Origin of the sequence: Cryobacterium tagatosivorans (genome assembly GCF_004402215.1) — a bacterium.
Classification (GTDB): domain Bacteria; phylum Actinomycetota; class Actinomycetes; order Actinomycetales; family Microbacteriaceae; genus Cryobacterium; species Cryobacterium tagatosivorans.
On the sequence record NZ_SOEZ01000051.1, the window covers coordinates 20816 to 45606 of the forward strand.

Annotated in this window: 24 protein-coding genes, 2 pseudogenes and 2 riboswitches; of the genes and pseudogenes, 11 read left to right on the top strand and 15 right to left on the bottom strand. The window is 63.7% G+C overall.

Annotation, left to right across the window (positions count from 1 at the left end):
• Positions 1-79: 79 nt before the first annotated feature.
• Both E3O23_RS10120 and E3O23_RS10125 read right to left on the bottom strand, forming a co-directional pair.
• Positions 80-2287 carry an MMPL family transporter gene (locus tag E3O23_RS10120; RefSeq protein ID WP_166790481.1) on the bottom strand — a complete coding sequence of 736 codons (2208 nt, stop codon included), beginning with the start codon at positions 2285-2287 and terminating at the stop codon, positions 80-82.
• A 111-nt stretch (positions 2288-2398) separates the two neighbouring features.
• Positions 2399-2995, bottom strand: a complete 597-nt coding sequence (locus E3O23_RS10125; RefSeq protein WP_134490668.1) for a TetR/AcrR family transcriptional regulator — start codon at positions 2993-2995, stop codon at positions 2399-2401.
• 156 nt (positions 2996-3151) lie between these two features.
• Between E3O23_RS10125 and E3O23_RS10130 the strand changes: the two genes are divergently transcribed.
• A complete protein-coding gene (locus tag E3O23_RS10130) occupies positions 3152-4726 on the top strand; it encodes an FAD-dependent monooxygenase (RefSeq protein ID WP_166790482.1) in 1575 nt (524 codons plus the stop codon).
• Positions 4727-5123: 397 nt separating this feature from the next.
• On the opposite strand, the pseudogene E3O23_RS10135 reads toward E3O23_RS10130, so the two are convergent.
• Positions 5124-5690, bottom strand: a pseudogene (locus E3O23_RS10135) (ATP-binding protein); the annotation flags it as partial.
• Positions 5691-5847: 157 nt separating this feature from the next.
• Between E3O23_RS10135 and E3O23_RS10140 the strand changes: the two are divergent.
• Positions 5848-6423, top strand: coding sequence for a DUF6448 family protein (locus tag E3O23_RS10140; RefSeq protein WP_134490674.1), 576 nt, complete (start codon positions 5848-5850; stop codon positions 6421-6423).
• Positions 6424-6432: 9 nt separating this feature from the next.
• Positions 6433-6891, top strand: coding sequence for a signal peptidase I (gene lepB / locus E3O23_RS10145; protein ID WP_134490676.1), 459 nt, complete (start codon positions 6433-6435; stop codon positions 6889-6891).
• Here lepB and E3O23_RS10150 read toward each other — a convergent pair.
• The 4 genes from E3O23_RS10150 to E3O23_RS10165 all read right to left on the bottom strand — a co-directional run bounded on the left by E3O23_RS10150 (position 6848) and on the right by E3O23_RS10165 (position 9396).
• Positions 6848-7525: a Crp/Fnr family transcriptional regulator gene (locus E3O23_RS10150; protein WP_134490678.1), complete on the bottom strand. Its 678-nt coding sequence runs from the start codon at positions 7523-7525 to the stop codon at positions 6848-6850. The two genes, lepB and E3O23_RS10150, sit on opposite strands and share 44 nt — an antisense overlap.
• 328 nt (positions 7526-7853) lie before the next feature.
• Complete coding sequence (locus E3O23_RS10155; protein ID WP_134490680.1) at positions 7854-8114, bottom strand: type II toxin-antitoxin system RelE family toxin; 261 nt, start codon at positions 8112-8114, stop codon at positions 7854-7856.
• Positions 8111-8374, bottom strand: coding sequence for a type II toxin-antitoxin system Phd/YefM family antitoxin (locus E3O23_RS10160; protein WP_134490682.1), 264 nt, complete (start codon positions 8372-8374; stop codon positions 8111-8113). The genes E3O23_RS10155 and E3O23_RS10160 overlap by 4 nt, the downstream gene beginning before the upstream one ends.
• A gap of 203 nt (positions 8375-8577) precedes the next feature.
• On the bottom strand, positions 8578-9396 hold the full coding sequence (locus tag E3O23_RS10165) for a hypothetical protein (protein WP_134490684.1): 819 nt from the start codon (positions 9394-9396) through the stop codon (positions 8578-8580).
• Positions 9397-9901: 505 nt separating this feature from the next.
• Here E3O23_RS10165 and E3O23_RS10170 point away from each other — a divergent pair.
• Positions 9902-10531 carry a recombinase family protein gene (locus E3O23_RS10170; RefSeq protein WP_134490686.1) on the top strand — a complete coding sequence of 210 codons (630 nt, stop codon included), beginning with the start codon at positions 9902-9904 and terminating at the stop codon, positions 10529-10531.
• A 101-nt stretch (positions 10532-10632) separates the two neighbouring features.
• Here the strand turns inward: E3O23_RS10170 and E3O23_RS10175 are convergent, their stop codons facing one another.
• The gene (locus E3O23_RS10175) at positions 10633-10944 is read right to left on the bottom strand and encodes a hypothetical protein (protein WP_134490688.1); all 312 of its coding nucleotides are present in this window, start codon (positions 10942-10944) and stop codon (positions 10633-10635) included.
• Between the two features lie 549 nt (positions 10945-11493).
• Between E3O23_RS10175 and thiM the strand changes: the two genes are divergently transcribed.
• From thiM to thiD, 3 genes are read left to right on the top strand one after another with little or no spacing between them, the layout of a single operon-like run.
• Complete coding sequence (gene thiM / locus E3O23_RS10180; RefSeq protein WP_134490690.1) at positions 11494-12294, top strand: hydroxyethylthiazole kinase; 801 nt, start codon at positions 11494-11496, stop codon at positions 12292-12294.
• Between the two features lie 32 nt (positions 12295-12326).
• Positions 12327-12953, top strand: a complete 627-nt coding sequence (gene thiE, locus E3O23_RS10185) for a thiamine phosphate synthase (protein WP_241983424.1) — start codon at positions 12327-12329, stop codon at positions 12951-12953.
• The gene (thiD, locus tag E3O23_RS10190) at positions 12950-13810 is read left to right on the top strand and encodes a bifunctional hydroxymethylpyrimidine kinase/phosphomethylpyrimidine kinase (protein WP_134490694.1); all 861 of its coding nucleotides are present in this window, start codon (positions 12950-12952) and stop codon (positions 13808-13810) included. The genes thiE and thiD overlap by 4 nt, the downstream gene beginning before the upstream one ends.
• Here thiD and E3O23_RS10195 read toward each other — a convergent pair.
• A complete protein-coding gene (locus E3O23_RS10195; protein ID WP_241983425.1) occupies positions 13761-15125 on the bottom strand; it encodes an MFS transporter in 1365 nt (454 codons plus the stop codon). The two genes, thiD and E3O23_RS10195, sit on opposite strands and share 50 nt — an antisense overlap.
• Before the next feature lie 303 nt (positions 15126-15428).
• A riboswitch (TPP riboswitch) is annotated at positions 15429-15538 on the top strand.
• A gap of 177 nt (positions 15539-15715) precedes the next feature.
• Here E3O23_RS10195 and E3O23_RS10200 point away from each other — a divergent pair.
• From E3O23_RS10200 to E3O23_RS10210, 3 genes are read left to right on the top strand one after another with little or no spacing between them, the layout of a single operon-like run.
• The gene (locus E3O23_RS10200; protein ID WP_241983427.1) at positions 15716-16639 is read left to right on the top strand and encodes an ABC transporter substrate-binding protein; all 924 of its coding nucleotides are present in this window, start codon (positions 15716-15718) and stop codon (positions 16637-16639) included.
• Positions 16629-17441 carry an ABC transporter permease gene (locus E3O23_RS10205; protein ID WP_134474823.1) on the top strand — a complete coding sequence of 271 codons (813 nt, stop codon included), beginning with the start codon at positions 16629-16631 and terminating at the stop codon, positions 17439-17441. Before E3O23_RS10200 ends, E3O23_RS10205 begins: the two co-directional genes overlap by 11 nt.
• On the top strand, positions 17434-18228 hold the full coding sequence (locus E3O23_RS10210) for an ABC transporter ATP-binding protein (protein WP_134474822.1): 795 nt from the start codon (positions 17434-17436) through the stop codon (positions 18226-18228). The genes E3O23_RS10205 and E3O23_RS10210 overlap by 8 nt, the downstream gene beginning before the upstream one ends.
• Here the strand turns inward: E3O23_RS10210 and E3O23_RS10215 are convergent.
• The 4 genes from E3O23_RS10215 to E3O23_RS10230 form a co-directional block, all read right to left on the bottom strand.
• Positions 18225-19541: an LLM class flavin-dependent oxidoreductase gene (locus tag E3O23_RS10215; RefSeq protein ID WP_134490696.1), complete on the bottom strand. Its 1317-nt coding sequence runs from the start codon at positions 19539-19541 to the stop codon at positions 18225-18227. The two genes, E3O23_RS10210 and E3O23_RS10215, sit on opposite strands and share 4 nt — an antisense overlap.
• Before the next feature lie 13 nt (positions 19542-19554).
• The gene (locus E3O23_RS10220; protein ID WP_134490726.1) at positions 19555-20319 is read right to left on the bottom strand and encodes a 3-oxoacyl-ACP reductase; all 765 of its coding nucleotides are present in this window, start codon (positions 20317-20319) and stop codon (positions 19555-19557) included.
• Positions 20320-20375: 56 nt separating this feature from the next.
• Positions 20376-20476, bottom strand: a riboswitch (TPP riboswitch).
• Positions 20477-20949: 473 nt separating this feature from the next.
• The gene (locus E3O23_RS10225; protein WP_134490698.1) at positions 20950-21645 is read right to left on the bottom strand and encodes an Abi family protein; all 696 of its coding nucleotides are present in this window, start codon (positions 21643-21645) and stop codon (positions 20950-20952) included.
• A gap of 205 nt (positions 21646-21850) precedes the next feature.
• On the bottom strand, positions 21851-22465 hold the full coding sequence (locus E3O23_RS10230; RefSeq protein ID WP_134490728.1) for a recombinase family protein: 615 nt from the start codon (positions 22463-22465) through the stop codon (positions 21851-21853).
• A 275-nt stretch (positions 22466-22740) separates the two neighbouring features.
• On the opposite strand from E3O23_RS10230, the gene E3O23_RS10235 reads away from it, so the two are divergent.
• Complete coding sequence (locus tag E3O23_RS10235; protein ID WP_134490700.1) at positions 22741-23688, top strand: hypothetical protein; 948 nt, start codon at positions 22741-22743, stop codon at positions 23686-23688.
• A gap of 240 nt (positions 23689-23928) precedes the next feature.
• On the opposite strand, the gene E3O23_RS10240 is transcribed toward E3O23_RS10235, so the two are convergent.
• Positions 23929-24465 carry a hypothetical protein gene (locus E3O23_RS10240; RefSeq protein ID WP_134490702.1) on the bottom strand — a complete coding sequence of 179 codons (537 nt, stop codon included), beginning with the start codon at positions 24463-24465 and terminating at the stop codon, positions 23929-23931.
• A 195-nt stretch (positions 24466-24660) separates the two neighbouring features.
• Positions 24661-24786 (bottom strand): annotated as a pseudogene (locus E3O23_RS18885) (ATP-binding protein); the annotation flags it as partial.
• Between the last annotated feature and the right edge of the window lie 5 nt (positions 24787-24791).

Here is a 24791-nt window from a genome sequence, read left to right on the forward strand (position 1 = left end):
GTGCGTTTGTCATGCGACCCTCCTCAAGCTGGAAGCTGTCTTCCAGGGGCGGTTACCAGCCGTCCTGAGCAACGCTTCCTCAACCCCGTCCGAGCGTGGCGACGAGCGGTTCGGGCGCGGGCTCGCGAGCGAGCTCGGGCTCGCGAGCGAGCTCGCCGGACGAGCGACGCTTCGTGCGCCCCCAGGCCGCGCGGCCCGCGATCGCCAGCAGAGCGGGCACGAGTACCAGCATCACGACGAGTGCGTACACGGCGATGGCCATGGCCAGGCCGAAGCCGAACATCGTGACCGTGCGCTGGTCGTTCAGAATGAAGCTCCCGAAGACGACCACCATGACGGATGCCGCGGCCAGGATGACCCTCGCCGTCGCGGCCAGGCCGTCCCGAACCGCCCGGTCGGGGTCTCCCGTCCGGGCGAGCTCCTCCTTGACCCGGCTGAGCAGGAACACCGTGTAGTCCGTGGACAGTCCGAAGAGCACCGCGAAGAGCATGACCGGAACGAACGACTCGACCGGGCCCGGCACAACCCCGAGCAGTTCGGCAGGCCACCACCCCCACTGGAACACGGCGACAACGGGCCCGTACGCTGCCCCGACCGCGAACAGGTTCATGATGACGGCCAGGGCCGCGATGAACGGCGCCCGGAACTCGATCAGCAGAACGATGAAGGCCAGCACGACCACAACCAAAATGAACCAGCCGATCTGCGCCAGGAGCGTGTCGGCCAGGTCGATGCTGGTCGCCGTCGCCCCGCCGACGTGGGCGGCCGCACCCGGCGCCACCGCAGGCAGGACCGTGTCGCGCAGGTCGTGGACCAATGTTTCCGTGGCGGCGTCATCCGGCGAACTCGTGGGGATCACCGTGTACAGCGCGGTCGCCCCGTCCTCGCCGAGCCGCGGCGGGGTCACCGCGCTGACGCCGTCCGTTGCCGCCAGTTCGGCGTGCAGTGCGGCGCTCGCGGCCTGGTTCTCGGTCGGCGTCGAATCGGCGCCGAAGTCGACCGTGACCAGGAGCGGGCCGGCCCAGCCTGCACCGAATCCGTCCACGATGAGGTCGTAGGCCTTCCGCTGGGTGGTGTCCGCGGCCTGGGATCCGCCGTCGGCCGTGCCGAGGCGGAGCGACAGCAGGGGCAGAGCCAAAATGGCCAGGACGAGCACGGCGGCGAACGCGGCGAGCCAACGGCGACGCTGGATACCGGCCACCCAGCCGCGCCACCCCGACGCAGGGGCTGATTCCGGCCGACCGGCGGCATCCGTCATGGCAGCGTCCGAGCCCGCGGTTGTCTTCGTACCGATCCTGCGCACCCGGACCCGATCCAGGTTCCCGCCGAAGATGGCCAGCAGCGCCGGCAGCAGGGTGACGGAGGCCAGCATCGTCGCGCTGACCACGATGGCGCTGGCGAACCCCAATGAGGAGACGAACGGGATACCGATGGCGTAGAGGCTGAGGATGGCGATGATCACCGTGGCCCCCGCGACCAGGACAGAGCGGCCGGCGGTGGTCATGGCCGCTTCGATGGACTTGTGCGGAGCCAAGCCCCGGGACATTCCCTCCCGGTGCCGCGTCACGATCAGCAGCGCGTAGTCGATGCCCACGCCCAGGCCGATCATCGCGGCAACGATGGGACCGGACGTGCCGATGGTCATCGTCGACGCGAGCATGGTGATCGAGGCGAGACCCACGCCGAGGGCCATCAAGGCGGTGAGCAGCGTGACGAGCATGGCGAAAACCGAACCGAACACCAGGAGCAGCACCAGGGCAGCCGCGAGCAGCCCGAAGGCCTCACTGCCGGACGGCCCGGACTCGGCCTGCGCGGCGGGGCCGCCGAATTCGACCTGGCCCCCGGCATCCCGAACGCCGTCGAAGGCCGCCTGCGCCTCGGTCACGGTCTCAGCCGGAATGTCCTTGGCCCGCTCGCTGAACTGGATCGTGACCATCGCCGTCATGCCGTCCTCGGACACCATGGGCATGGGCGGACCGTACGGCGACCTGACTGCGGCCACGCCGTCCAGCGCGGCGACGTTGGTCACGGCATCCTCCACCGCGGCGCGCATGGCCGGCGACGTGACGGGCTCCCCGGCATCCGTGCTGTGAACGATGGCCTGCATGCCGTCACCGGCAAGCTCAGGGAACTGCTCGCGGAGGGTGTCGTAGGCGGCCTGCGAGTCGGTGCCGGCGAGAGTCAGGTCGTTGTTGAACGTGCCGCCGATCGCCCGGCTGCCCAGCACGGCGCCCAGGATCAGCGCAAGCCACACTGCGACCACTATCCAGCGGTAACGGGTTGACATGCGAGCGAGTGCAGAGAGCACGGGTAGTCCCATCACGGTTCATCGAGTCCGGCAGCACCATTCGGGCCGCCCGAACCAAGACTAGATGAAACGAGACAGTAATGTCTAGTTTTATGGGCCGCCTGTCGAGGCGCCCGTCGCAATCCCGCCGACCAGGGTGCGGAAGATCAGGTCGGACACCTCTGCGTCGGAGTGCTTCGTCGCCGGCGCTGCCCGCACCGCCGAAATGAGCAGGGAGGACAGGGCCGTGACGATCCATTCCGGCGAGAGATCGGCACGGATGTCGCCCTCACGCTGCCCCCGCTTGACGACCTCGACCACGGGGGCGAGCACCTGGTCGCGCTGGGTGAGGAATCTCGCATTGTGGTCGGACGCCCGGATCAGAATGATCCGGAAGCGCATCCCGTGCTTGCCCAGCTCGCCGATCACGCGCCTGAGGACCTCGAGCGCGCTCCCCTCGTCGAGCCGGCACGCGATGAGCGTCTCCGACGCGCGGGTGAGGGCCTCCGCCTGGATGGCCTTGAGCAGGGTCTGCCGGTTACTGAAATGGCGATAGAGGGTCGCCCTGGTCAGATTTGCCGCCTGGGCGACATCCGCCATGGAGGAGTCGGGGTTGCGGGCGAGTTCATCGGCCGCAGCCGCAAGGAGGGCCCGATGGTGGCGTTCCACATCGATGCGCGGGACCGCTGGCTGTTTAGGGCTGGGCATGGTGCCTTTCCGGGGAGTGCGTCGACCTCGACGATACGCGACGAGATCATCCGTGATGGGCCAGTACAACGATTTCAGGGTCGGAGTGGCGCGCCGGATCGTCCGTCCCGACAAAACGAGACACGCCTGTCACATTTTGTTGCTAGGCTTCTCGGCATGAACCCTTCCCTGAGTCCATTCACCCGACCTCGCTCCGCCAGGACGGGAGACATCGATGTTCTCGTCGTGGGCGCCGGCCCGACCGGGCTGACTGCGGCCTGCGAAGCCCTGCGCCACGGCTTGAGCGTGCGAATCATCGATCGCAAGCAGGGGCGTTCGACCCACTCCAAGGCTCTGGTCACCCATGCCCGCACCCTCGAAGTTTTCGAGAACATGGGGGTGGCTGGGGCGATGCTCGCCGGCGGGGTGCCGTTCGCGGCCCTCAATGCGCATGGCGGCCCCCGGCGCCGGGCCGCCCGCGTGGACCTGCTGGGGCTTCCCTGGGGTGACACCGCGTATCCGTTCTGGCTCTCCATCCCCCAGGATGCGACGGAACTCGTGTTGGAGGAGCACCTCAACAGCCTCGGCGGCGCCGTGGAATGGGGGACGTCTCTCGACGAGATCCACGACGCGGACGATCACGTCGAGGCGCTCGTGACCCGGGACGGCGCGGCAACCGAACGAGTGAGCGCGCGCTGGCTGGTCGGCTGCGATGGAGGTCGCAGCCGGGTGCGAGACCAGGTCGGACTCCGGCTCACCCGTCGTGATGCCGGCGCAACCTTCATCCTGGCGGACGTCAAGAGCACCGTGCCGATAACCCAGAACGAGGGCTACGCCTACCTCGACCCGCAGGGGCTGCTGCTGGTCGTCCCGATGCCGGAGCCGGAGCGCTGGCGGATCATCGCACACGTTCCGACGCCGGCGACGGAGTCGCAACTGACCGTGGACGCGGCCTTCCTCGATGAGCTGATTCGGCAGCGGTCCGGGCTGGAATTCGGCAGCCACGATGTGAAGTGGACCTCACAGTTCAACCTCAGCCATGGGCTGGCCGACCATTTCCGCTCGGGCCGGGTCTTCCTTGCCGGCGACGCAGCCCACATCCACAGTCCCGTCGGCGGGCAGGGCCTCAACACCGGGGTTCAGGATGCCCACAATCTTCTCTGGAAACTCGCCGAGGTCGGCCGCCTGGACTCCCCGGAGGCTGCGGAGAGACTGCTCGACAGCTATGAGGCGGAGCGGCGCGACACCGCCCGCAGCATGGTCAATGGTGTGGCCAGGGTGACTGCCGCACTGACCACCCGGCGAAGCTCGATCCGCCGAGCGCTCGGACGCCTCGCCCCGCGGATACTGGCGCACCCCGCAGTCCAGGCGAAGCTGGGCCGCACGGCGGGAATGCTCGACCTGGCCTATTCGAGCGGACCGTTGGCAACGGCGCCCGGAGCCGGCCGGCGGCTGCCGAATCCGGAGCTGCCCGGCGGCGGGCGACTCTACGACGAGCTGAGCCCGGCCGGCTGGTCCTGGGTTGTCTGGGGGCGACCGGGAGAAGCCCAGCCCGACCTGGCGGCTCCGCGTTGGCACGGGATACCGGTTGTTTTCCTCGCCGACGAGCTCCTCTCTCCGGCCACCATGCCCGACGGCAAGCGCGTGGCGCTCGTGCGCCCGGACCGATACGTCGCGGCTCGCGGCTCCTCGCCCGAGTCCATCGGGCGGCCGGAATATGCCGGGGAGGCCACACCCGCAGCCTCCTACTAGTAGTACTTAGTTAGGTTGGGGCTCGTTGTCGGCAGTGGGGACAGTATCCGAGATAGACGGCGAGGACTCGTTGGAGTTCTCTGAGGATGCCGTAGAGGCTCGGCCTGCCCCAACCGCTTTTGGACGGGTGAGCAGTCCCGTTCGTTCGTCGTCTCAGTGCGATCCGCCTGCGGGCGGCCGACTCCTTCTCCTAATCCGACTCGGTGTCTCGAAACCTCTGTGTCTCGAAACGCATGGGTTGCGAGACGATCTGGAGTGGAGCGTTTAGGGCACCTTCACCGGGCATGAGTATTTGAGGCTTTGAGCGCCACCCATTCGTGCGGTTCAGCACCACCGATCGTGCGAGAGAGCGCCAGTGGTGTTGTGGCTGGGAACCACTGACGCCCTCCGTCATCGATTACGCGCTGGCCAGTGCGGTTTGCTCCCTCATGTTGTAGGTGCCCGTCTCGACCCAGACCGTGTTGTGGATGATCCGGTCCATGATCGCGTCCGCGTGAACACCGGAGCCGAGGCGCTGGTGCCAGTCCTTCTGCGAATACTGGGTGCAGAACACCGTCGACGTTTCGCCGTAACGGCGCTCCATCAGCTCCAGCAACATCCCGCGCATCGACTCCGTCGGCCGGTCCAGCAACCACTCGTCAATAACGAGCAACGTGAACGCGGCGTACTTGCGGAGGAACTTCCCGGCCCCGCCGGGGGTGTCCTGCGCGGCAACCCAGGCTTCCTCGAGGTCGGGCATGCGGACGTTGTGGGCGATCTCGATCTTGTGTGGCTTGGCCTGCTCGGAGACCGGGATGGTCAACCGCAGAACACCGGCGTCGTACTCGGCCTTGACCCGGTCAGTGTCCAGGTTGTCTCCCCGGAACAGCTGCCGGCTAAAGACACCGCGAGGCCGCTCGGCGGCAATCATCTCGGTGTCCTTGAGATCGGAGGCGAGCCGTTCGGCTTTGACCGTGAGCACGTTGCGCTCGACGGAGGGCCCCACCTGGAACCGTCAGGGCGCCGAGGCTATCTTGGCCGCCGCGGTCCACTGAAGACAACTGAGTGGGACTTGATCTTCGTCAAGGAAGTCTGGCCACGATCCTCGTAGTGTGGGGACAACTCAAGCAAAGGAGAACACCATGTTCATCAACCGCATCGTCACCCTGCTGGCCGCACTGAAGCCCGTCACCGTGCAGGCCCACTGCGACACCGCCGAGGGCCCGGCCGTCAAGGACGGACGCAAGGCCTTGGAGACGGGCAACATCAACTACGCACTCAAGTGGATCCCGGCCGACGGTGAGGCCGAGATGCGTGACGTCTTCGAGAAGGCCCTGAAGGTCCGCACCCTCGGGGCGGAAGCCGCCGAGCTGGCCGATCGGCTCTTCCTCGAAACGATGGTCCGCATCCACCGGATGGGCGAGGGCGTCGGCTTCACCGGTATCCAGCCCGTCGGCACCCAGATCGACCCGGTCGTCAAGGCCGCCGACGAGGCCATCGCCCTGGACTCGGACGCGGACCTGCTGCCGATGGTGCCGGAAGAGCGCCGCGCCGAGCTCGACAAGCGCTTCCAGGCCGCGCTGGCCATCAAGGACTTCGACGTGGACGACGTCGCAGCTGCCCGACGCTACATTGCCGCTTACGTCAGCTTCTTCAAGTACGCCGAGGGTGAGGATCATGAGCACCACGGGCAAGAAGGCCACGGCCACGAGCACTAGGACACCCGTATGAATCGCCTTGTCAGGGTGGCCGGCGACTCCATGGCCCCCACCTACCGCTCGTCCGACCTACTGCTCACGCGGCCGGTCGGACGAGCCGGGGTGCGGGCGCGGCGTGGCGATGTCGTGGTGTTCCGCCACGGCGAGCTGCGGATGATCAAGCGCGTGGTGGGCCTGCCGGGTGACCTCGTCGAGCTGGAGGCCGGACGCCTGTTCGTCAACGGCGAGCCCGTTGATGGACACCCCCGGGTGCCGGGCGCCTACACCCAGACCTGGCGGGTGCCCGGGACGAGCTACTTCATGGCCGGTGACAACCCGGCCGTCTCGGACGACTCCCGGGTCTGGGACGAGCCCTTTGTCCCGGTCGAGAGTGTCGAAACGGTGGTCACAAGACGGCTGATGGGGCCTCGCCGCCCCAGGGGATTCAAGCCTCGTCGACGAGCTGCTGCAGCCGGTCGGGTTGCGTGATCGAAACCGACCGTCCCGCGCAGATCACGATCAGACCCTGCCTGGCGAGGCTCTTCAGAGCCCGGCTGAAGCTCTCGGGGGTGGTGTCGAGCAGGGAGGCCACGTCCTTCTTGGCCAGCGGCAGCGTCACCGTGGCAACGCCGCCCCGCCAGGTCCTGGATAGACCATGCAGGTAGTCGGCCAGGCGGCTCTCGACGTCGCGCGAAGTCAGTGAGTTGAGCCGGTGTTCGGTGTCGGAGAGTCGCGCGCTCACCGTCGCCAGCAGCCGCAAGCCGATCTCGGGGTGCTTCCTCATCAAGGCCTCAAGATCATCATGGCGGAACACGCAGAGCTGACATTCGTCCAGCGCGGTGGCGTAGTCATCGGGCCGCTGGCCCGTGAACACCGAGGTCTCACCGGTGAAATCGCCTGGCCCCAGCACCCGGATGAGCTGCTCGGACCCGTCGACTGAGACCCGGAAGATCTTGAGGCGTCCCGTGTGCAGCACCATGAGCTGCGACAGGTCGTTGTCGGCAGAGTAGGCGGTCTCACCCGCCTTCAGATGGGTCGGACGCGCCAGCCCCTCGACCCGTTGTTGATCTTGCGCCGAGAGGCTGGCGAAGACCGGGACACGCGAGACGCAGGTGTCGGCCATGACCCAAGCCTAGAACCTGGCGGGCAGGGCGAGCCTGAGACGCTGCTTTCAGCAACCCTCGAGGTGTACGACGCCCAATTTCGGTCGCTCTCAAGGGTTAGTGTGGGTGACAACGACCGGGTGAAGACCATGACCCGATCGCCGGGATCCCGGACAACCATGCGAGCGGGGCACGCCACCAGCCGACGTCCCTGCCCAAACGTCCGCTTCTACCGCGATGGATGCGTTTCTCCGTAGACCGATCCGCTTGTGACATTTCGGATGACCACTTCGCGGTCGGTCATCGGGGCTTCGGACGACCCGTAGATCGTTCCGCTTGCGGGCAGGTTCAGCGCTTATATACCTCGCGGCGATGTGCAGCTCGAACGATAGTGACCGTCAGGGTGTCATCGACAATTTCATAGATGATCCGGTAGTCGCCTGTACGCAGTCGCCACGCGATGTCTTCACCCACGAGCTTTCGAGCACCCTGTGGGCGCGGCTCAACCGAGAGCGTCTCGACCGCATCCAGAACACGCGTGCGCACGTTTCGTGGAAGCTTTCTAATCTGCCTGGCCGCTGCCGTGGTGAACTCAACCGTGTAGCTCAAGCGCCGATTTCGCGACGCAGATCAGCCAGGCCGATCCGGGTGCCGTCATCTGCCGACTTGGCATCACGATAAGCCGCGACATCCTGTGCCATTTCGAGTTGTTCAAGCAGTTCGAAGTCTTCGACACCGATAACCACTGCGGAGAGCTTTCCGTTGCGAGTGATGCCCACCCGCTCGTGACCGTACGCCGTTCGTCCGATCACGTCCGACAGCTGCGAACGCAGTTCCCGCGTCGAGACGTTTGAGCTGATGCTTTCCATATCCCCATAATAGCCCATGTGTACACAGTTTCCACAATGCCTCAGAAACCGTTCCGCTGCGGGCTGTCCGCGACGTCACACTGTCTCACAACCGATGTGTGTCGAAACCCATAGGTTTCGAGACACCTGGGTTACGAGACAGGCCGCCGCGACTTCCATACTCCGCGTGCAGATCTGACCTTGAGCAGCTCCGCCGGTGCACACTACGGTCGCGTTAGCATCTCGCGAGTCAGGTCTTCTTCTGCCGGAAGCCCACCGCGTCTGGTTATGGCGAGAGTCGCATCACAGAGAAGCGCCCAGGCGCCTCGCCATGCGGCGATCTCGTCCCGCGTGCTACTCACAGAACCATGGGCGATCTTCGATCGTTGACCGTATGCGCTGCGAACTGATTTCAAGTACGCGAGCGGATCGGACGGACGGACCAGCTGCGTGAGATACATCGCGACTCGGTAGGTCACTTCGGTCTGCACCGAAGGAAACAGTGACTCCAGCGCCCCCCAAACGGACAGGGTCGCTTGCGGATAGGACGTGGAAACCGGAGCGTTTACGAGGACTTCTTCGAGCACCCGCAATCTCGGCATACGATCGCATAGGTCGATCCATGTCTGAAGGAGTTCGGCTGCAGCTTGAGCGCTCTCCGAATCGAGGAACACTTCGGTGCCGCTCGGGAGCAGACCCAAAGTGGGTTGGTTCCACCACACTTCGACCGGCTCCTCCCCACTTCGGATGGGGGCGGCGGCGGCATGACGAGGATCCTCGGGGTCCGCTGGCGATCCGTTGATGGCAGACAACGCGTCGAGCGGATGCGTACCGACGAATTGTGCAATTAAAGGTTCGACGCCAAGTGCGCACGACATCGCGCGAAAAGCACTGAACTTCCGCTTCGCTTCTGAATAATCCGCAGCGTCGCGCAATCCGATAGAGACGTTGCAGGTTTTCGTCAACACGTCGATGAGTTGATACTCCACGTTGAGCCGGTGTGGCGACGTGACGGAGGGGTAGGTCCAGTCAAAAATGCTCACGTTCCATCTTCTTGGGCTCAAGATCAAGGATGGGCCTTCGAAATCATCGACGGGATCACTCGAGGTGGTTGTTACATAAAAGTAGAAGTCGGGCACACCACAATCATGCTCACCCCCACTCGTCCCCTCCCACCTCGCCCGCTAGGACACGCCGTTGTGGTGACGCTTCGTCTGCTTCTGCATCGCCCCACCACCTCTATGGCCCCCGTCGGTAGGGCGAAGTTGTCACCAGCTCCACTGTCACGTTCGGACAACTCAAGACAACGCACAGCCCGCCTGGGCGCGTCCAGCAGAGGATTTCGCGGCTCGTGCATGCGAGGCGACTGCGGTTCTCTCGGCATGATCGTCTCGTATCCCTAGAGATATAAGACGTCTCACGACTCCCATTTTTAGCCTTTGCAGATCGCCGGAATCTCGCGGCGCGGTGATTCTCATAACTACGTCGCATAACCTACTGGTTGAATGACGGTACTCACCGTTAGTTTTGAGACACCTCAGGAGCAGAGTGACAAAGCTAATCGGCTATGCGCGCGTATCGACGCGCCAGCAATCCACCGACCGGCAACAGGTCGACATCCTCGCCGCTGGCGTCCGGCGCGACGACCTCTACATCGACCACGGCATATCCGGCGCTCGAGCATCACGCCCGCACTTCGATCGCGCTCTCGACGCCCTTCAGGCTGGCGACACTCTCGTCATCACGACTCTGGACCGACTCGGCCGATCGACACAGAACATGCTCGCCTTCGCCGAAGAACTCCGCGGCCGCGACGCTGGCCTTCGCGTACTGAACTTGGGCGGCGGGGATGTCGATACGTCGACACCGATGGGATCCATGCTGTTCACGATCATGGCGGCGCTCGGACAGATGGAACACGAGATCAAGCGCGAGCGTGTGGTCGACTCGATCGCCAAGCGCCGTGAAGCCGGCAAGAGCCTGGGCGGTCGCCCTCGGCTCATTACCGACAGCCAAATCCGCAACGCCCGCCGACTCATAGAAGGTGGAGAGACAGCCGCGCAGGTCGCGCTCGATCTTGGAATGTCCAGAGCGACCTTCTATCGCCGGGCGCGAGCCCTGGGACTACCGCCAGATCAATCTGCCGATGAGACCCTGACAAGCGACACCGGCAAATAGTGGTCACAGAACGCCGGCAAGGAGCGCCAGCAGTTGCAGATCATGGGCAGACCGCGAAGTTTCGTTTCACGCTCGGCTTACGGGCAAACTGGGCCGGTCGTCTACTCATCCGACGGCTCTGATGTGCGGGCGTCTTCACTGTGTGCTCGACTGTCCTGAGGCTCAGGCGCCGAGGATTCTTCGGCCGATAGGATATGAGCCGCGCCGCCATTGTCCGGTTCTTTATTCTTGCGATTGAAGCGGAACGGTCCTCTAGTCCAGTCGGTGAGGTGGCTTTCAATCCAGTCGAGAGCTTCATATGCCTCGAACAAGCTGGAGCCGACCATTGGAAGGCGATCGCCGCCCTGCTTCGCGGTGCCGTTCAGGGCTTCGGACAGCTCCTCACGGTCGGGTCTGGCGTCGAATCGGGACACGCCTCATCCAGTGCGTAGCGCAGTTGGCCCCGCGTGAGCGGTGGCCCTGCATTGGGGTCTCGGTGAGACTCTGCCTCCGCATTTTCCGGAAGCCGGACATACAAGTCGCGCCACAGCACACTGAACGGTGTGAAGTTCGGGGCCCCCGTTATCGCGGTATACGCGCCCTTGCGTATCCGCCAACGCCGTTTCCGGCTTGACCGCTGCGGCCGCTTCGTTCTACCTGCCACTCCGACGAATCCGCGGACATCGATCCAGCCCTTTGGGGCTTCGTTCAAGAGCCTTGGCATGATGCTCCAGTAGGCAAGCAAGAACGTCACGCGTCCGTATGGCGCGGGCGGATTTGGTGGGATCTTCCGCATCTGAGAGCCGTCACCGGCGATGATCGGTGCGGCCAGCCCAGTCTCCACTCTGTGAAGGGGCGGCCGTTTCGCCGTGTTCTAGACTGTGCACGGGCCGAATGCGCCTGCTGAGGGTCGACGGTTTCCTGCTGCGGTTCGCAAACTCTCCCCGGCACACCCAGTTGATAAATCTGAGCGAGGACGTTGAATGAGGCGTTTCACGGCGGACGATGCCTGCCTGCTGCTGGCGCGGTTGCGGGAGAGAACACCTCTGGTGCAGTGCCTGACCAACGCGGTGGTGACCAACTTCACCGCTAACGCGTTGCTGGCGGTCGGGGCTGCGCCGGCGATGACCGACATCCCCATCGAGGCCGACCAGTTCGCCCGTATCGCTTCGGCCATGCTAGTGAACCTGGGCACTCCGCATGCGGAGCAGCGTGCGGCCATGCTTGAAGCGGCCCGGGCGGCGCACGAGATCGGCACGCCGTGGGTGCTCGACCCGGTGGCCGTCGGCGTCCTTTCGGTGCGCACCCAGCTGGCCGCCGATCTGCTGGCGTACGCGCCCACTGCAATCCGCGGCAACGCCTCCGAGGTGATTGCCCTGAACGGCTCGGGCCATGGCGGCCGGGGGGTGGACTCGGTCGACACGGCGGAGCAGGCGTTGGATGCCGCTGGCCGGCTTGCTGACCGGTACGGCTGCATCGTCGCGATCTCTGGGGCGACCGATTTGATCACCGATGGAACCGATGTCATCCGCCTGAGCAACGGCCATCCCTATCTCACCCAAGTCACCGGTGGAGGGTGTGCGCTTGGCGCCATAACCGCGGCTTTCCTCGCGGTCGGCGACGATCGTCTTGTTGCCACTGCCGCCGCGACGGCCGTATATACGATCGCGGCCGAGCGGGCGGCGGTGGGCGCCGGCGGTCCAGGCAGTTTTGCCGTCGCGTTCCTTGACGCATTGGCGAGCGTTGACGGGGCCGCGATCCGGGCGTCGATAGCGATGTCATGACTGAGTTCAGTAGGGAGACTTTCACGCCAGGCGTGTATCTGGTCACCGACACGGCGTTATGTGGCAGTCGCGGGGTGGTCGAGACGGTGCGGGCGGCGGTAGCCGGGGGCGTCCGAACGGTGCAGATCCGGGAGAAAGATGCGTCCGCTGCCGACTTCTACCAGCTCGTATTGCGCATATCCGAGGCTGTCGGTGACCTGGCCGCGATTCTCATCAACGACCGGATCGACGTGTTCCTGGCTGCCCGCGCTGCGGGCGCCCGCGTGCATGGCGTCCACTTCGGCCAAAGCGACCTTCCGGTTACGGCCGTGAGGATGATCGTCGGCGACGACGCGATCATCGGGTTGACCGCCAATACTGTCGATCACTTCCGCCAGGTGGCTCTCCTGCCGGATAGAACGGTCGACTACCTGGGCGTTGGTGTGATCCGGGCGACGGCCACAAAAGTGAACCATCCGACGCCGATCGGCGTGGACGGTTTCGCCGGGTTCGCTGCCGTGGCAGGCCTGCCTTGCGTGGCCATTGGCGGAGTCTTGCTGGACGACGTGGGCGAGCTACGCCGGGTGCGGGCGGCAGGTGTCGCAGTGGTCTCCGCGATCTGTGCCGCCGCGGACCCGAAACGGGTGGCCGAGGATTTTGTGGAGGAGTGGAACCGATGATTCGTACCGTCCTGCCGCGCACAGTACCCCGAGTTCTGAGCATCGCTGGCACCGATCCAACAGGTGGGGCCGGCATCCAGGCGGACTTGAAGAGCATTGCCGCGCAGGGCGGCTACGGGATGGCCGTCGTCACCGCGCTGGTTGCCCAGAACACCCACGGGGTGAGGTCGGTGCATATTCCGCCGGTGGCCTTCCTTCGTGAACAGCTCGATGCCGTCAGCGACGACGTCACTATCGATGCGGTCAAGATCGGGATGCTCGGCAATGCCGAGATCGTTCAGGCCGTCGATGACTGGTTGGAGAAGGTGAAACCGCCGGTGGTGGTGCTTGACCCGGTGATGGTCGCCACCAGCGGCGACCGGCTGCTCGAGCCGGCTGCAGAAAGCGCCATGATCCGGCTGCTCAGCCGGGTCGACTTGGTCACACCGAACCTGGCGGAATTGGGGGTGCTGTTGGGAGAGCCGACCGCTTCGACCTGGCCGCACGCACTCGAGCAGGGCAAGCGACTCTCGTCGGCGCATAACGTCATTGTGCTGGTCAAGGGCGGCCATCTAGAGGGTGCCGTGTGCCCCGACGCGCTGGTGGATGCCACCGGCCAGCTGCCCGCCGGCCGGCCGATGATTGAGGTTGCAGCCGATCGGGTGGACACCGCCAATACCCACGGAACCGGATGTTCGATGTCGTCGGCGATGGCGACATTGCAGGCCCGGCTCGGGGACTGGAGCGTCGCGTTATCGATGACTAAGTCCTGGTTGCAGGAGAGTCTGGAACACGCCGACGAACTCGAGGTCGGTACCGGGCGTGGTCCTATCCACCACTTTCATCGGTTGTGGGCAGGCGGGCCGCCCCAAGGCTGACCCGCACTGTTTCGGGGCCGGCCAGCGCGCCGGTCAGCACGAGCGCTCCAGCCAGTGCGAGCAGCGCTGCGACGGCGCCGTGGTCGCCGAGCACATTCTGCAGGGCCGGCAGATAGTACGGGTAGAGGGCTGGAATGACGATGGAAAGGCTATAACCGACCCCGTAGCCGCTGGAGCGCACGGCAGTCGGGAAGCGTTCGGCCAGGTAGGCGCCGACCGGGCCGTAGCCGGAAACGGTGACGATCTGCAGCGCCACGACCAGCAGCACCAAAACCGTGGTGCCGGCGGCGGTGAAGACGGCTAGGAAGATCACCGGTCCCAGTACCGCTGCGATCAGGCCGAAGCCGATGAAGAAAACGCGGCGGCCGGTGAACGTCGACAGGTGCCCACAACCGGCCATGGTGAAGGCGCTTGCGGCGGTGCCGCACATCATCGCGAACGTTATGGTTTGTGCGCCCACGTCGGCATCGGCGCCGAGTTGCCCAGTCAGCACCGGGATGGCCATGTAAGTCAGCAACCACATGCCGCTCATCAGAATGAATACCTGCCACAGCGCCCGGCGGTGTTCGCCGATGAGAATTTCCTTCAGCGGGTTCGTGCGGCGTGGGGTCTGGGTCCACATCGGGGAATCCTCAACCCGGGCACGATAATAGGCGAGCATTCCAAAAGCGAGCACGGCGCCGAGCAGGAATGGGATGCGCCAGCCCCATGCGTTGTAACTGGCGGTGTCGAGCGTGCCGTGGAGTACGAACACCAGGCCGGCGATGGTGGCGTTGGCCCAGGGTGACATCCACATGATCAGCCCGCTGACAAGCCCTCGCCGTTCAGGTTCGGACCATTCCATCGCCAGTGGAACAGCCGAGGTGTATTCACCGCCGAGAAAAATTCCGCCGAGAAAACGCAGCGCCAGGATCAACAGGAGCGATCCTGCACCGAACACGGCGTGGCTGGGAACCAGTGCGATGAGCAGTGTCGTCAGCGCCACGCCGGTGAGTGCGACCTTGGTCGTCGCCGTGCGGCCGATGCGGTCGGAGATCGGACCGAAGATCGCTGCTCCTATCGGCCGCCCGAGCAGCGTCGCGACAAAGATCAGTCCGGCGTTGCTGACCAGGTTTTCCGACCCGAAAAGATGCGCCGCTGCTGGCGTCAGGGCGATGACGGGTAGGAAGATGTCGAATTGGTCCACATAGTTGCCGAAGATCCCGCCCCGTATGGCGCGGCGCATGCCTGGCGGTGCGGACGGTGGCAGTTGAGCGGGGGCAGAGGCGGTGTTGGGGTGGGCGTAACGCATCAACTTCACTTCCTTTGCCGGCATTACCCGGTAGGTTCAACGGTCGAAGCTGCCTCAGCTTCCTCTCAGCCCCTGCAAGAGGGCTCCCGTGTGGACGAGGAACAACGTAGCACTCTGTGTCAGGGACTGCGTTTAGCCATGTTTGCGTTCGGCCATGTTCTGGCCCTTTTTTCCTGGTTGTGATTGTCTGCAAGCGCGCGGCGAGAGTGGGGATCTGGCGGCGACCTCGTCGGAGTCGTAATGGTGCTGTTCGATGACTTGGTACGCACGCATTGAGTGTGAACCAACACGTTGTTCGTCCAGGCTTGGCTGTTTCTTGGTTACACTCGTCTTGAACACGGGAGTCCGGTGAGCCGGGCTGAGAGGAAGATTATCAATCTTCGACCGTCGAACCTGATCTGGATCATGCCAGCGCAGGGAGGCAATTTTCTCACATCCCGTGCCCTGATATTCCTGCAATCAAGGAGGGCACGACAGTGCAACTATCCCTACTCAAAAGTGCGCCTTCGTCGTGGGTGACGGTGGGCGCGCTGGCTCTTGCCGCGGCGACAGTTCTGAGTGGCTGCGCCTCAGGCTCGGCGACTGGCACCGCCTCGTCTACCGCGTTGACTCCGGTGACCTTCGCCTTGGACTGGACACCGAACACCAATCACACCGGGCTGTATGTCGCTCTTGAGAAGGGCTACTTCACGCAGGCGGGGCTTGAGGTGAAGGTGCTCCCATACAGCCAGTCATCCACCGACGCACTCATCAACGCCGGCTCAGCTGACTTCGGTATCAGCTTCCAGGACGCGGCCACCTTCGCGGCGGCAGCGGGTGTGCGCAACATCTCGGTGATGTCGGTGCTGCAGCACGACGCTACGGCGATCGGGGTCCTGGCCAGCCGCGACGACATTCGCAGCCCCAAGGACCTCGACGGCAAGACCCTCGGCATGGCAGACCCCAGTGCAACTTTTCCCACCGAGGCTGCGGATGTCATCAAGAACGACGGTGGAACGGGCGAGTTTAGGAAAATCACGCTGGGCACCTCCGCCTATGAGGCCCTCTATGCCGGCAAAGTTGACTTCACCTCGGCATTCACCACCTGGGAGGGCATCGACGCCGCTCTTCGCGGCACCCCGATGAAGTTCTTCGCTCTGCACGACTATGGCCTACCGGACCAATACTCGGTGATCGTCGAGGCAAACCGGGCCTGGACGGCCAAGTACCCTGCCGCCACTGCTCAGTTCGTCCAGGCCCTGCAAAAGGGGTACCAATACGCCGCCGACCATCCAGATGCCGCGGCGAACATTTTGATCGACGCCAACCCCGGTGCCTTCGAAAACACGGAACTCGTGTACCAAAGCCAGGAAAAACTGAGCGCTTCCTACCTCAAAGACGCCAACGGTAAAGTAGGCACTCAAACGGTAGACACCTGGCAGCAGCTGGCCGATTTCCTCTACCGTGCCGGCCTCTTGGCCGACGAAGACGGCAAACCGCTCACAGCGCCGCTGGACACGTCGACACTGTTCACTGAGCACTACCTCAGTGAAAAATAGCATCACCGTGAAGCGGGCTACAGCGCCCCGCACGACTGCACTCTCGGCGCTAGCGCCTCCCGCCGCGATCCTCACCGCGCTCGTGATCACCTGGCAGGTGGCGGTGACGGCAGGCGGAGTGCAGCCGGCGATCCTGCCCTCCCCGCAGCGCATTCTTCAGCAGGGCTGGGAGGCCCGCACCACGATCTGGGACAATACGCTCCCCACCCTGCAGGAGACGTTTCTCGGCTTCGCCGTCTCCCTGACCGTCGCTTGGACGCTGGCAATCCTGATCGATTTTTCGCCATGGCTGCGGCGAGCACTGGTGCCACTGCTGGTGGCATCCCAAGCTATACCCATCATTGCGATCGCGCCGCTGATGATCATCTGGTTCGGATTCGGAATGCTGCCCAAAGTCATCGTCATCGCCCTGGTGACATTCTTTCCGGTCACGGTCGGACTGATTGACGGCTTCAACCGCACCGATCGGGACGCGATCAATCTGCTGCGCAGCATGGGGGCTAACCGGTGGAAGCAGTTCGTGTACGTGCGTCTCCCGTCGGCGCTTCCCTCGTTCTTCACGGCCCTTCGAATCGGAATCGCCTACGCCGTCACCGGTGCCATTTTTGCCGAGTACGTCGGCGCCGAGCGAGGCCTGGGCATTTATATGGCGGTGATGAAGAACTCGTTTCGCACCGATCTTGTGTTGGCTGCCGTTGCGGTGACCGCGTTCGTGAGCGTGTGCCTGTTCCTGTTGACCTACGTCGCCGAACGGGCGATCATCCCTTGGCATTCGAAGGAACGCAGGAGCTGGCATGGCTGAGGCGACTCCCCCGAAGATCGAACTGCGCGGAATAGGTAAGTCGTTTCCGCTCGGCCACGGGCAGGTACGGCCGGTCCTCGACGACATCGCCTTCTCGGCGCGGCCGGGCGAATTCGTTGCCGTGATCGGTCCGAGCGGATGCGGCAAGAGCACCATGTTCAACATCATGGCCGGCTTGGAGACGGCCAGTTCCGGCGAGGTCTTAGTCGACGGGGATGTCGTCACCGGTCAACACGAACACTTCGCATACATGCCGCAGAAGGATTTGTTGTTCCCGTGGCGCAGCATTCTGGAGAACACATCCCTCGGCCTCGAGGTTGCGGGGGAAACCAAGAAGACCGCCCGAGCACGGGCGGCCAGTCTCTTTGCGGCCTTCGGCCTGTCCGGTTTTGAAGATGCACATCCTTTCGAACTCTCCGGAGGCATGCGCCAGCGCGCGGCCTTGCTGCGCACCGTGGTGCAGGGCAGAGATGTCCTGTTGCTGGACGAGCCGTTCGGGGCCCTGGACTCCCTCACCCGCACCGACATGCAGTCCTGGTTGCAGGGGGTGTGGTCCCAGAACGCCTGGACTGCGGTGCTGATCACCCACGACATCCGTGAGGCGATTTACCTCGCCGACCGGGTGGTCGTCCTCAGCGCGCGGCCGGCATCCGTGCGGCTGAACCTGACCATCGACCTGCCCCGGCCGCGCGAGCTGTCGATGACCACCTCGGCAGAGTTCGCCGGATACGAACGCACGCTCCTGGCGACCCTGCACGAGGAAACCCTCTCGCCCAGAGGACCCTAAACCGCAGCGCCGATCGTGGGTCGTTCCAGCCCCAGGTGCCCACGTAAGGTATCCGCGGTATAGCGGGTGCGGAACAGACCGCGCCGTTGTAACACAGGGATCACCCGGTCCACGAACTCATCCAATGATTCCGGCAGCAGCGGCGGCATCACATTGAAGCCGTCCGCGGCACCGGAACGAAACCACAACTCGATTTGGTCGGCGACCTGCTCCGGCGTTCCGACCATGGTGCAATGCCCACCGCCGGCGGCGAGCCGGCCCAGCAACTGCCTTACCGTGGGCTGCTCAGCCTCGATAATTCGTAGGATGGTCGCATACCGGCCCTGCGGCCCGGTGAAGCCGGCCAGCGACGGCAGCGGCGGCACCGGCACATCCAAATCCCAATTGCTGCAATCCTGTTGCACGAACGTTCCCAGCTGCGCGAGCGACTGCTCGGTCGGCAGGAGGGCGTCGACCTCCGCTTGCTTCGCACGCGCCTGCGCCTGTGTGGACCCCACATAAGTGACGAGGCCGGGCATGATCAACACCGTATCCGGATCGCGTTTGGCTACGGCAATGCGCCGTTTCACATCCTGGTAGTACTCCTGCCCGCTGGCGAGGTCATATGCCACCGCATAGATACCTTCGGCATAACGGGCGGCCAGCTCCCGGCCAGGGACGGAGGCGCCGGCCTGAAACAGAACCGGTCGACCTTGCGGCGGGCGCGGCACCGTCAGCGGGCCGTCCACCCGGAAGTGCTCACCGGAGTGGCCGATCGGCCGCACCCGGGCCGGGTCAACATAGAGACCTCCGCGGTCCAAGACCAGAGCATCGTCCTCCCACGAATCCCACAATTTCAGCGCCGCCTCGATGAACTCGGCCGCCCGGCTATAGCGCTGATCGTGGGAGGGCAGCACATTCATTCCATGGTTGCGGGCTTCGGCGTCAAACATGGAAGTGACCACGTTCCAGCCAATGCGCCCCTTACTGATGTGATCCAACGATGCAAGCATGCGCGCCGCGTGGAAAGGCGTGTAAAAGGTCGCCGAGACGGTGCTGACCAGCCCGATCCGGCTCGTCGCCCGCGCCATCGCGGCCATCGCCGTCAGCGGCTCAAGAAACCATCGCGGGCCGGTACTCACATCGCCGACGGCTTGCCCGTCGGCGAAGAACACCGCGTCAAAGAGGCCACGTTCAGCGCTTCGGGCGAGCCGTTCGTAGAAACTGATGTCTCCCAACTGCTCGATGGGCGACTGCGGCCGCCGCCAAGCGGCGCCATGGTGGCCGCAACCCATGAGGAACGCATTGAAGTGGAGCTGGCGCGGGGCTGACATGACCGGCGCGGCCCTAGTTCATCACCAGGCCGCCGTCGACTATCAGGTTCTGCCCGGTTACCGACCGCGCCCAGGGGGAGGCGAAAAAAAGTACCGCATCCGCAAATTCGGCCGGGGTTGTCACCCTGCGCAGAGGGGTGGACGCGGCGATGAAGTCGAACACGTCCTCGGGGGTGGCCGCGCTGGCATCCGTGGTGCGCAGCAGCCCGCCGGAGACCATGTTCACGGCGATGTTGTGCGGGCCAAGCTCTGAGGCGAGAGTGCGGGTCAGGGAGAGCAGGGCGGCCTTGGCGGCCGTGTAGTCGTGATAGGGCACCACCGGGTTTTGGAACAGGTTGGTGCCGATGTTGATGACGCGGCCGAACCCGGCCTCGCGCATGCCTGCCAGCGCCTGCTGGGTCGTGTTCAGGGCACCGCGGACACTGCCAGAGAACTGCGCCTCAAACTCGTCCCAGCCGATGTCGGCAGCGCCGGAGCGAGCGTCGCCGTTGAAACTGAAATCAGCCAACGCGTTATTGACCACCGTTGTCACGGTGGTGCCAAAATGTGCCTGAGCCTGCGTGAGCATTGCCGCGACCTGGGCCGGATCGGTGACGTCGGCTCGTACGGCAAGAGCATGTTCAGGCCCATAGCCGGAAGCCAGGGTTTCCGCCGCTGCGGCGCTGTTGCGATAGTTGATGACCACCCGGGCGCCCTGAACCGCAAAAGCGTTCACGATGCTTTTGCCCAGGCCGCGTGCGCCGCCGGTGACCAGGACAATCTGTTCTGCTATTTGCATGATTTTCTTCACCTTGGGTAAGGCGAAAGGACGAGATCCGGCATCAGTGCGGTGCACGTAATTCTCCGTGACATCCCTTCGCTAGTTCGAACTAGATCAGGTTCAACGGGTGTCGTCTCAGCCGACCGTCATGCAGTCGGCACCCCGTGTCGCTGGGAAGAATTATAACGGCCTGGTACCGGGGAATGCGCGTCCCGAACTCGTAGACTGCCGGGCTGGTCGACTTTGTAAGATCACCGTCGTCATTTGTGAGCCCATCGGCTCCGACAGCTCACGCGTATATCGTGGCCTCAAGACTGCCCTTAAATTCAAGGACTAAATCGTCCCTGAATTCCTGCCGCTTTTTTCTGGTGAATGGTGTCGGTTGAGCGTCGTTCCACGGTGCGGCGCACCAGCAACCGTCATCGTCGAGGCGCACCATCTCAGTCCGACGCGTGCAACGATGTTGCGTCATCAGAACCTCTGGTCCTCGAAAGCCGGACGTTCGTCTCGTAACCCCGGTGTCGCTCTCACCACCTGAACTCGCCCCCATGCGTGGCGAGTTCAGGTGGTGAGACACCGAGATGCAGATGGCTGATGGCGCCCGGGGACGCGCCATCAGGACGGCGCGCCCTGGTCTTAGAAGCTTCCCTACGGTCGGCCGGCCAGGATCGTAGCTACCTCACTGTTGGCTTTGAAGTGAGCGAGCGCGTCAGCAGAGAGCAACCGGATGACGTAGACCATTCGGCGCCGTTCGCTTTCAGAGCCGTTGAGGATGTTCTCGTGGTGAGCCACTCTGTTTCGGAAGTCTCGAAGCGCGGCCAATGCGTCATTGAGCCGATTGCGGTCGGTACCTGGCGGGAATGCTTTGTGAAGGTGTGGAACCCAGATGGTTTTCTCGTGAGCGTCCGCGAAGAGGTAGGTCCAGAAGCCGAACATAAGCTCGGCCACGACTTTGCCGGGTATTGGCGGCGTGTGGGATATCGTCGCTGCGTTGAGCCGCGCCCGTTCGACGTTGCCTCGTGGAGTTTTGTTCACGTCGTGCGAGCGACCGATGGCCCGGTCCCGTCGCATCACGACGGGAAACAATGTCAGCAGTGTGGCCGGATCCGTCCAGTGAGCATCACCAGGGAGCGTGGCCGCTGCAAGCTGGCGATCGCACGCATTACGCAGACCAACTTCCAGATGGCTGAGATCGTGCAAGAACGCCGCGCTCAGCTTCGCGTTCCACTCATAGAGCTCAAAAGCCCGTGAGCGAGATCCGCCGCCGGCCGCGAGATAGGTAGAGAACCGGCCGACGCTCAGCCATTCCTCTACCCAGGGCCCGTCGCTCGATGTCGTTGCCACAGGGCGCCCTCCGAGCTAAGATTGATCTGCAAGCCCTCGATGACCGCTGTTTCATGTTACTTGGGCCACGAATTGGGAACTCCGGTACTTCGCCTAGGCGGACCCGGAGTTTTTCATTTCCTAGCTGTGCCTGCCTGCCTGCCCTTTCAGCAGCACACTCCACAGCGTTTCGACGTGGCGCTCAGTCGCCGCGTTCTCGGATGGGCTACTTTTTGGCGAGAAGCTTCGCCCCGTCGGGTCGCAGCTCCCCCGTTGGGGAAACGTGGCGATACAGGGTCTGCCGGGTGATCCCGAGCTCCTTACAAAGGGCGCCGACCTTCGTTTCCTTTTGCCCCATAGCGGCCATGGCCAGGCGGATTTTAGCCGGCGTCATCTTGAACGGGCGCCCGCCGGTCCTCCCCCGTGCCCGCGCCGCGGCAAGCCCGGCGACAGTGCGTTCAGAAATAAGTGCTCGCTCGAACTCCGCCAGGGCAGCGAAGATCCCGAAGACTAGCTTCCCGGATGCTGTCGTGGTGTCGATCGCGGCGCCCTCGCCGGTGAGAACCTTGAGGCCGATGCCTCGGTCGGTGAGGTCGTGCACGGTGTTGACCAGGTGGCGCAGGTCACGACCGAGCCGGTCGAGTTTCCACACCAGGAGGGTGTCGCCATGGCGCAGCGCCTTCAGGCAGGCGGTCAGATGCGGCCGGTCGTCCTTCTTCCCCGAAGCCTGGTCCTCGTAGAGGTTGCCCGGCTCGACGCCAGCAGCCCGGAGCGCGTCCCGTTGGAGATCGGTGCTCTGCGACCCGTCAGTCTTCGACACCCGCATATACCCGACGAGCATGCCAACCCCTGTCATTTATACGTTCGTTTGGGTGACAGACAGGTCCTGTCCGAGTTGGAAGCAGAAACTGTCACTTAATCAGTCACTAATTCTATGTCCAGCAAAGGTATCAATTTTTGTTGCGTGATGTGGCTTGAGTGGGGTGTCCAACTCGATGCACGCGAACAGCGGAGTAGTGAACGGGTGCGGACGATGACAGTCAGCGTCGCCGGCCGAGATCCCACCTGAAACGATCATTTTCGCGGGTTTCGGTATGAGGAGATAGCCTCCTCGTCATGACCGACAAGCCGAGCAGCCCCAAAGTTCATCCGGCCGAGTTCGACGAGCTGAATCGACGCTTCTATAGCCGCCCAGGTCCAAACGAGTATTTTGACAACCGCTTCACGGCATTGGTGCGGCACTTGGGCCGGGAGCTGCCGACCGAAAAGACTGAATACAAGTATGGAGAGTTGTCCGTCATCGTAGGGCCGGGTGACTCATCGTCGGATGACGGTCCGGATACCGAGGAACGTGATCGCTTCGCAGCGCTGGATGCGACCGTTCTCCTTCACCACGCCTCAGAGAGCCTCGCCCGGCTCTATCTGGCCCATGCCGACCGGAATCCCTGTCCCTGGGTCGCTCTCGCGGAGATGAAACAGCCCAGGGTCTTCCCGGCGAAACTCCGATCTCTGAGGGACCGTCTTCAGGACGGGGACGCGGAGCTGCTCGACGATCTCATGGAGGTCTTCACCTACTCGAAGACATATAAAGCGTGGGGCGACACGGCTACTCCGGAATCGTGGGCACAGCATCGAGAAGCAATTGCGGTCCTGATGGAGTTCGCGGTCACTCGTTTGCTCGACGATTCGAACCTGTACAACTCGGCGAAACACGGATTTGGGGTGAGTGCGGGAGAAGCCGGCCTGGCTTTTGGAGACCTCATCAAGCACGACGGGCCGGCGATCAGTTTCCTCGATTACAGCCCACGAGCGGACACTCCCTGGTCGCTCTCAACGACATGGGTGGATCCAGAACGCTACCTCGCGTCGGTGTTCCTGATCTCTCAGCAGCTGGCAAACCTGTGGAACTGCGCAAGGGCTCACTACCGTCACGAGAAGCGTGGCCCGTTCGGAATCGCGAACTTGGATCCGGAGAGCGTGCGGAAGGCGATCAGGGACGCCGCGCCCGGCTTTCATGTGTCGACGATGGCCATGTCTCTTTACGTCGAGACCACGACTGACTGAGATTCGCTGCTGGGATTACAGCAGCTCTAGGTGGCTGGCCGCTGAGACGACGCCGGCTGAGAATCTCCAGCCCCTACTGTCGAGCTGAGCTCCAAGACCCGGCGGCGCGGGCTGTCTACTTATGCGAGAGTGACCCTATGTTTACGGTTTCAAGTACTGCCACCTGACGCCTATTGGGGTACACCCCAATCCGACATGTCACGATCTCTGCGCGGGTGTTGCAAGTTCCGGCGTCACCGTTTAGTGAATCGTCTTAACAAATTTCTTCTGCGCCGAACCGTCCACCGGCGTCCAGAGCACCCAGATCGTTCGACTCGTCGGCGAGCTGAGACGTCGAATGAAAGTAAAGAAAATACTTCCACCGCGCGGCACGTCGACAGCCTCCTCCACGTCGGGCTTTATCCAATTGTCATTGAAGCCGTCAGGGGTGCCAATAGAGACGTACATGACGTCGTATCCTGTCTTGTTCGTTGCCTTCCATCGCTGATCGATGCTCGGGTCTGTGAGAGCTTCAAGGGCCCACTCCTCACGATGCGTAGCCGCCGATTCGAGGAGCGCGGTCTGCTTTTCCAGAGTGTCTGCGGTTCGTTCGTGATGCCGCATGGCGACCTCGGCTGCCGAGGCTGATCGAGTAGCGGCATCGAGGGCAGTGCGCTCGTGCGCGGAAGCCTGGTCTCTGGCTTGGCGAGCGTCGTTGACCGAGCGCAAGGCGACAACAGCCGCTATCACGGTCGCAATAAAGATCCCAAGATTTACGACCACCGAAGCAAGTTCCATGTTGAGCACTGTATCGGCGCCGGCCCCGCACCGCAGAGTGTGTGCGGACAGGACCTGAACCCGTGACCAACGGATTATGAGTCTGAGTATTTGATGCTTTGAGAGCCATCCGATCGTGCGGTTCAGAGCCAGCGATCGTGCGAGAGAGAGCCAGTGGTGGTGTGACTCGGAGCCACTGGCTCTCTTCGCCCGGCGTTAGGCGCTGGTGAGGGCGGTGTGCTCGCGCATGTTGTAGGTGCCGGTCTCGACCCAGATCGTGTTGTGGATGATCCGGTCCATGATCGCGTCCGCGTGGACTCCCGAGCCCAGCCGCTGGTGCCAGTGTT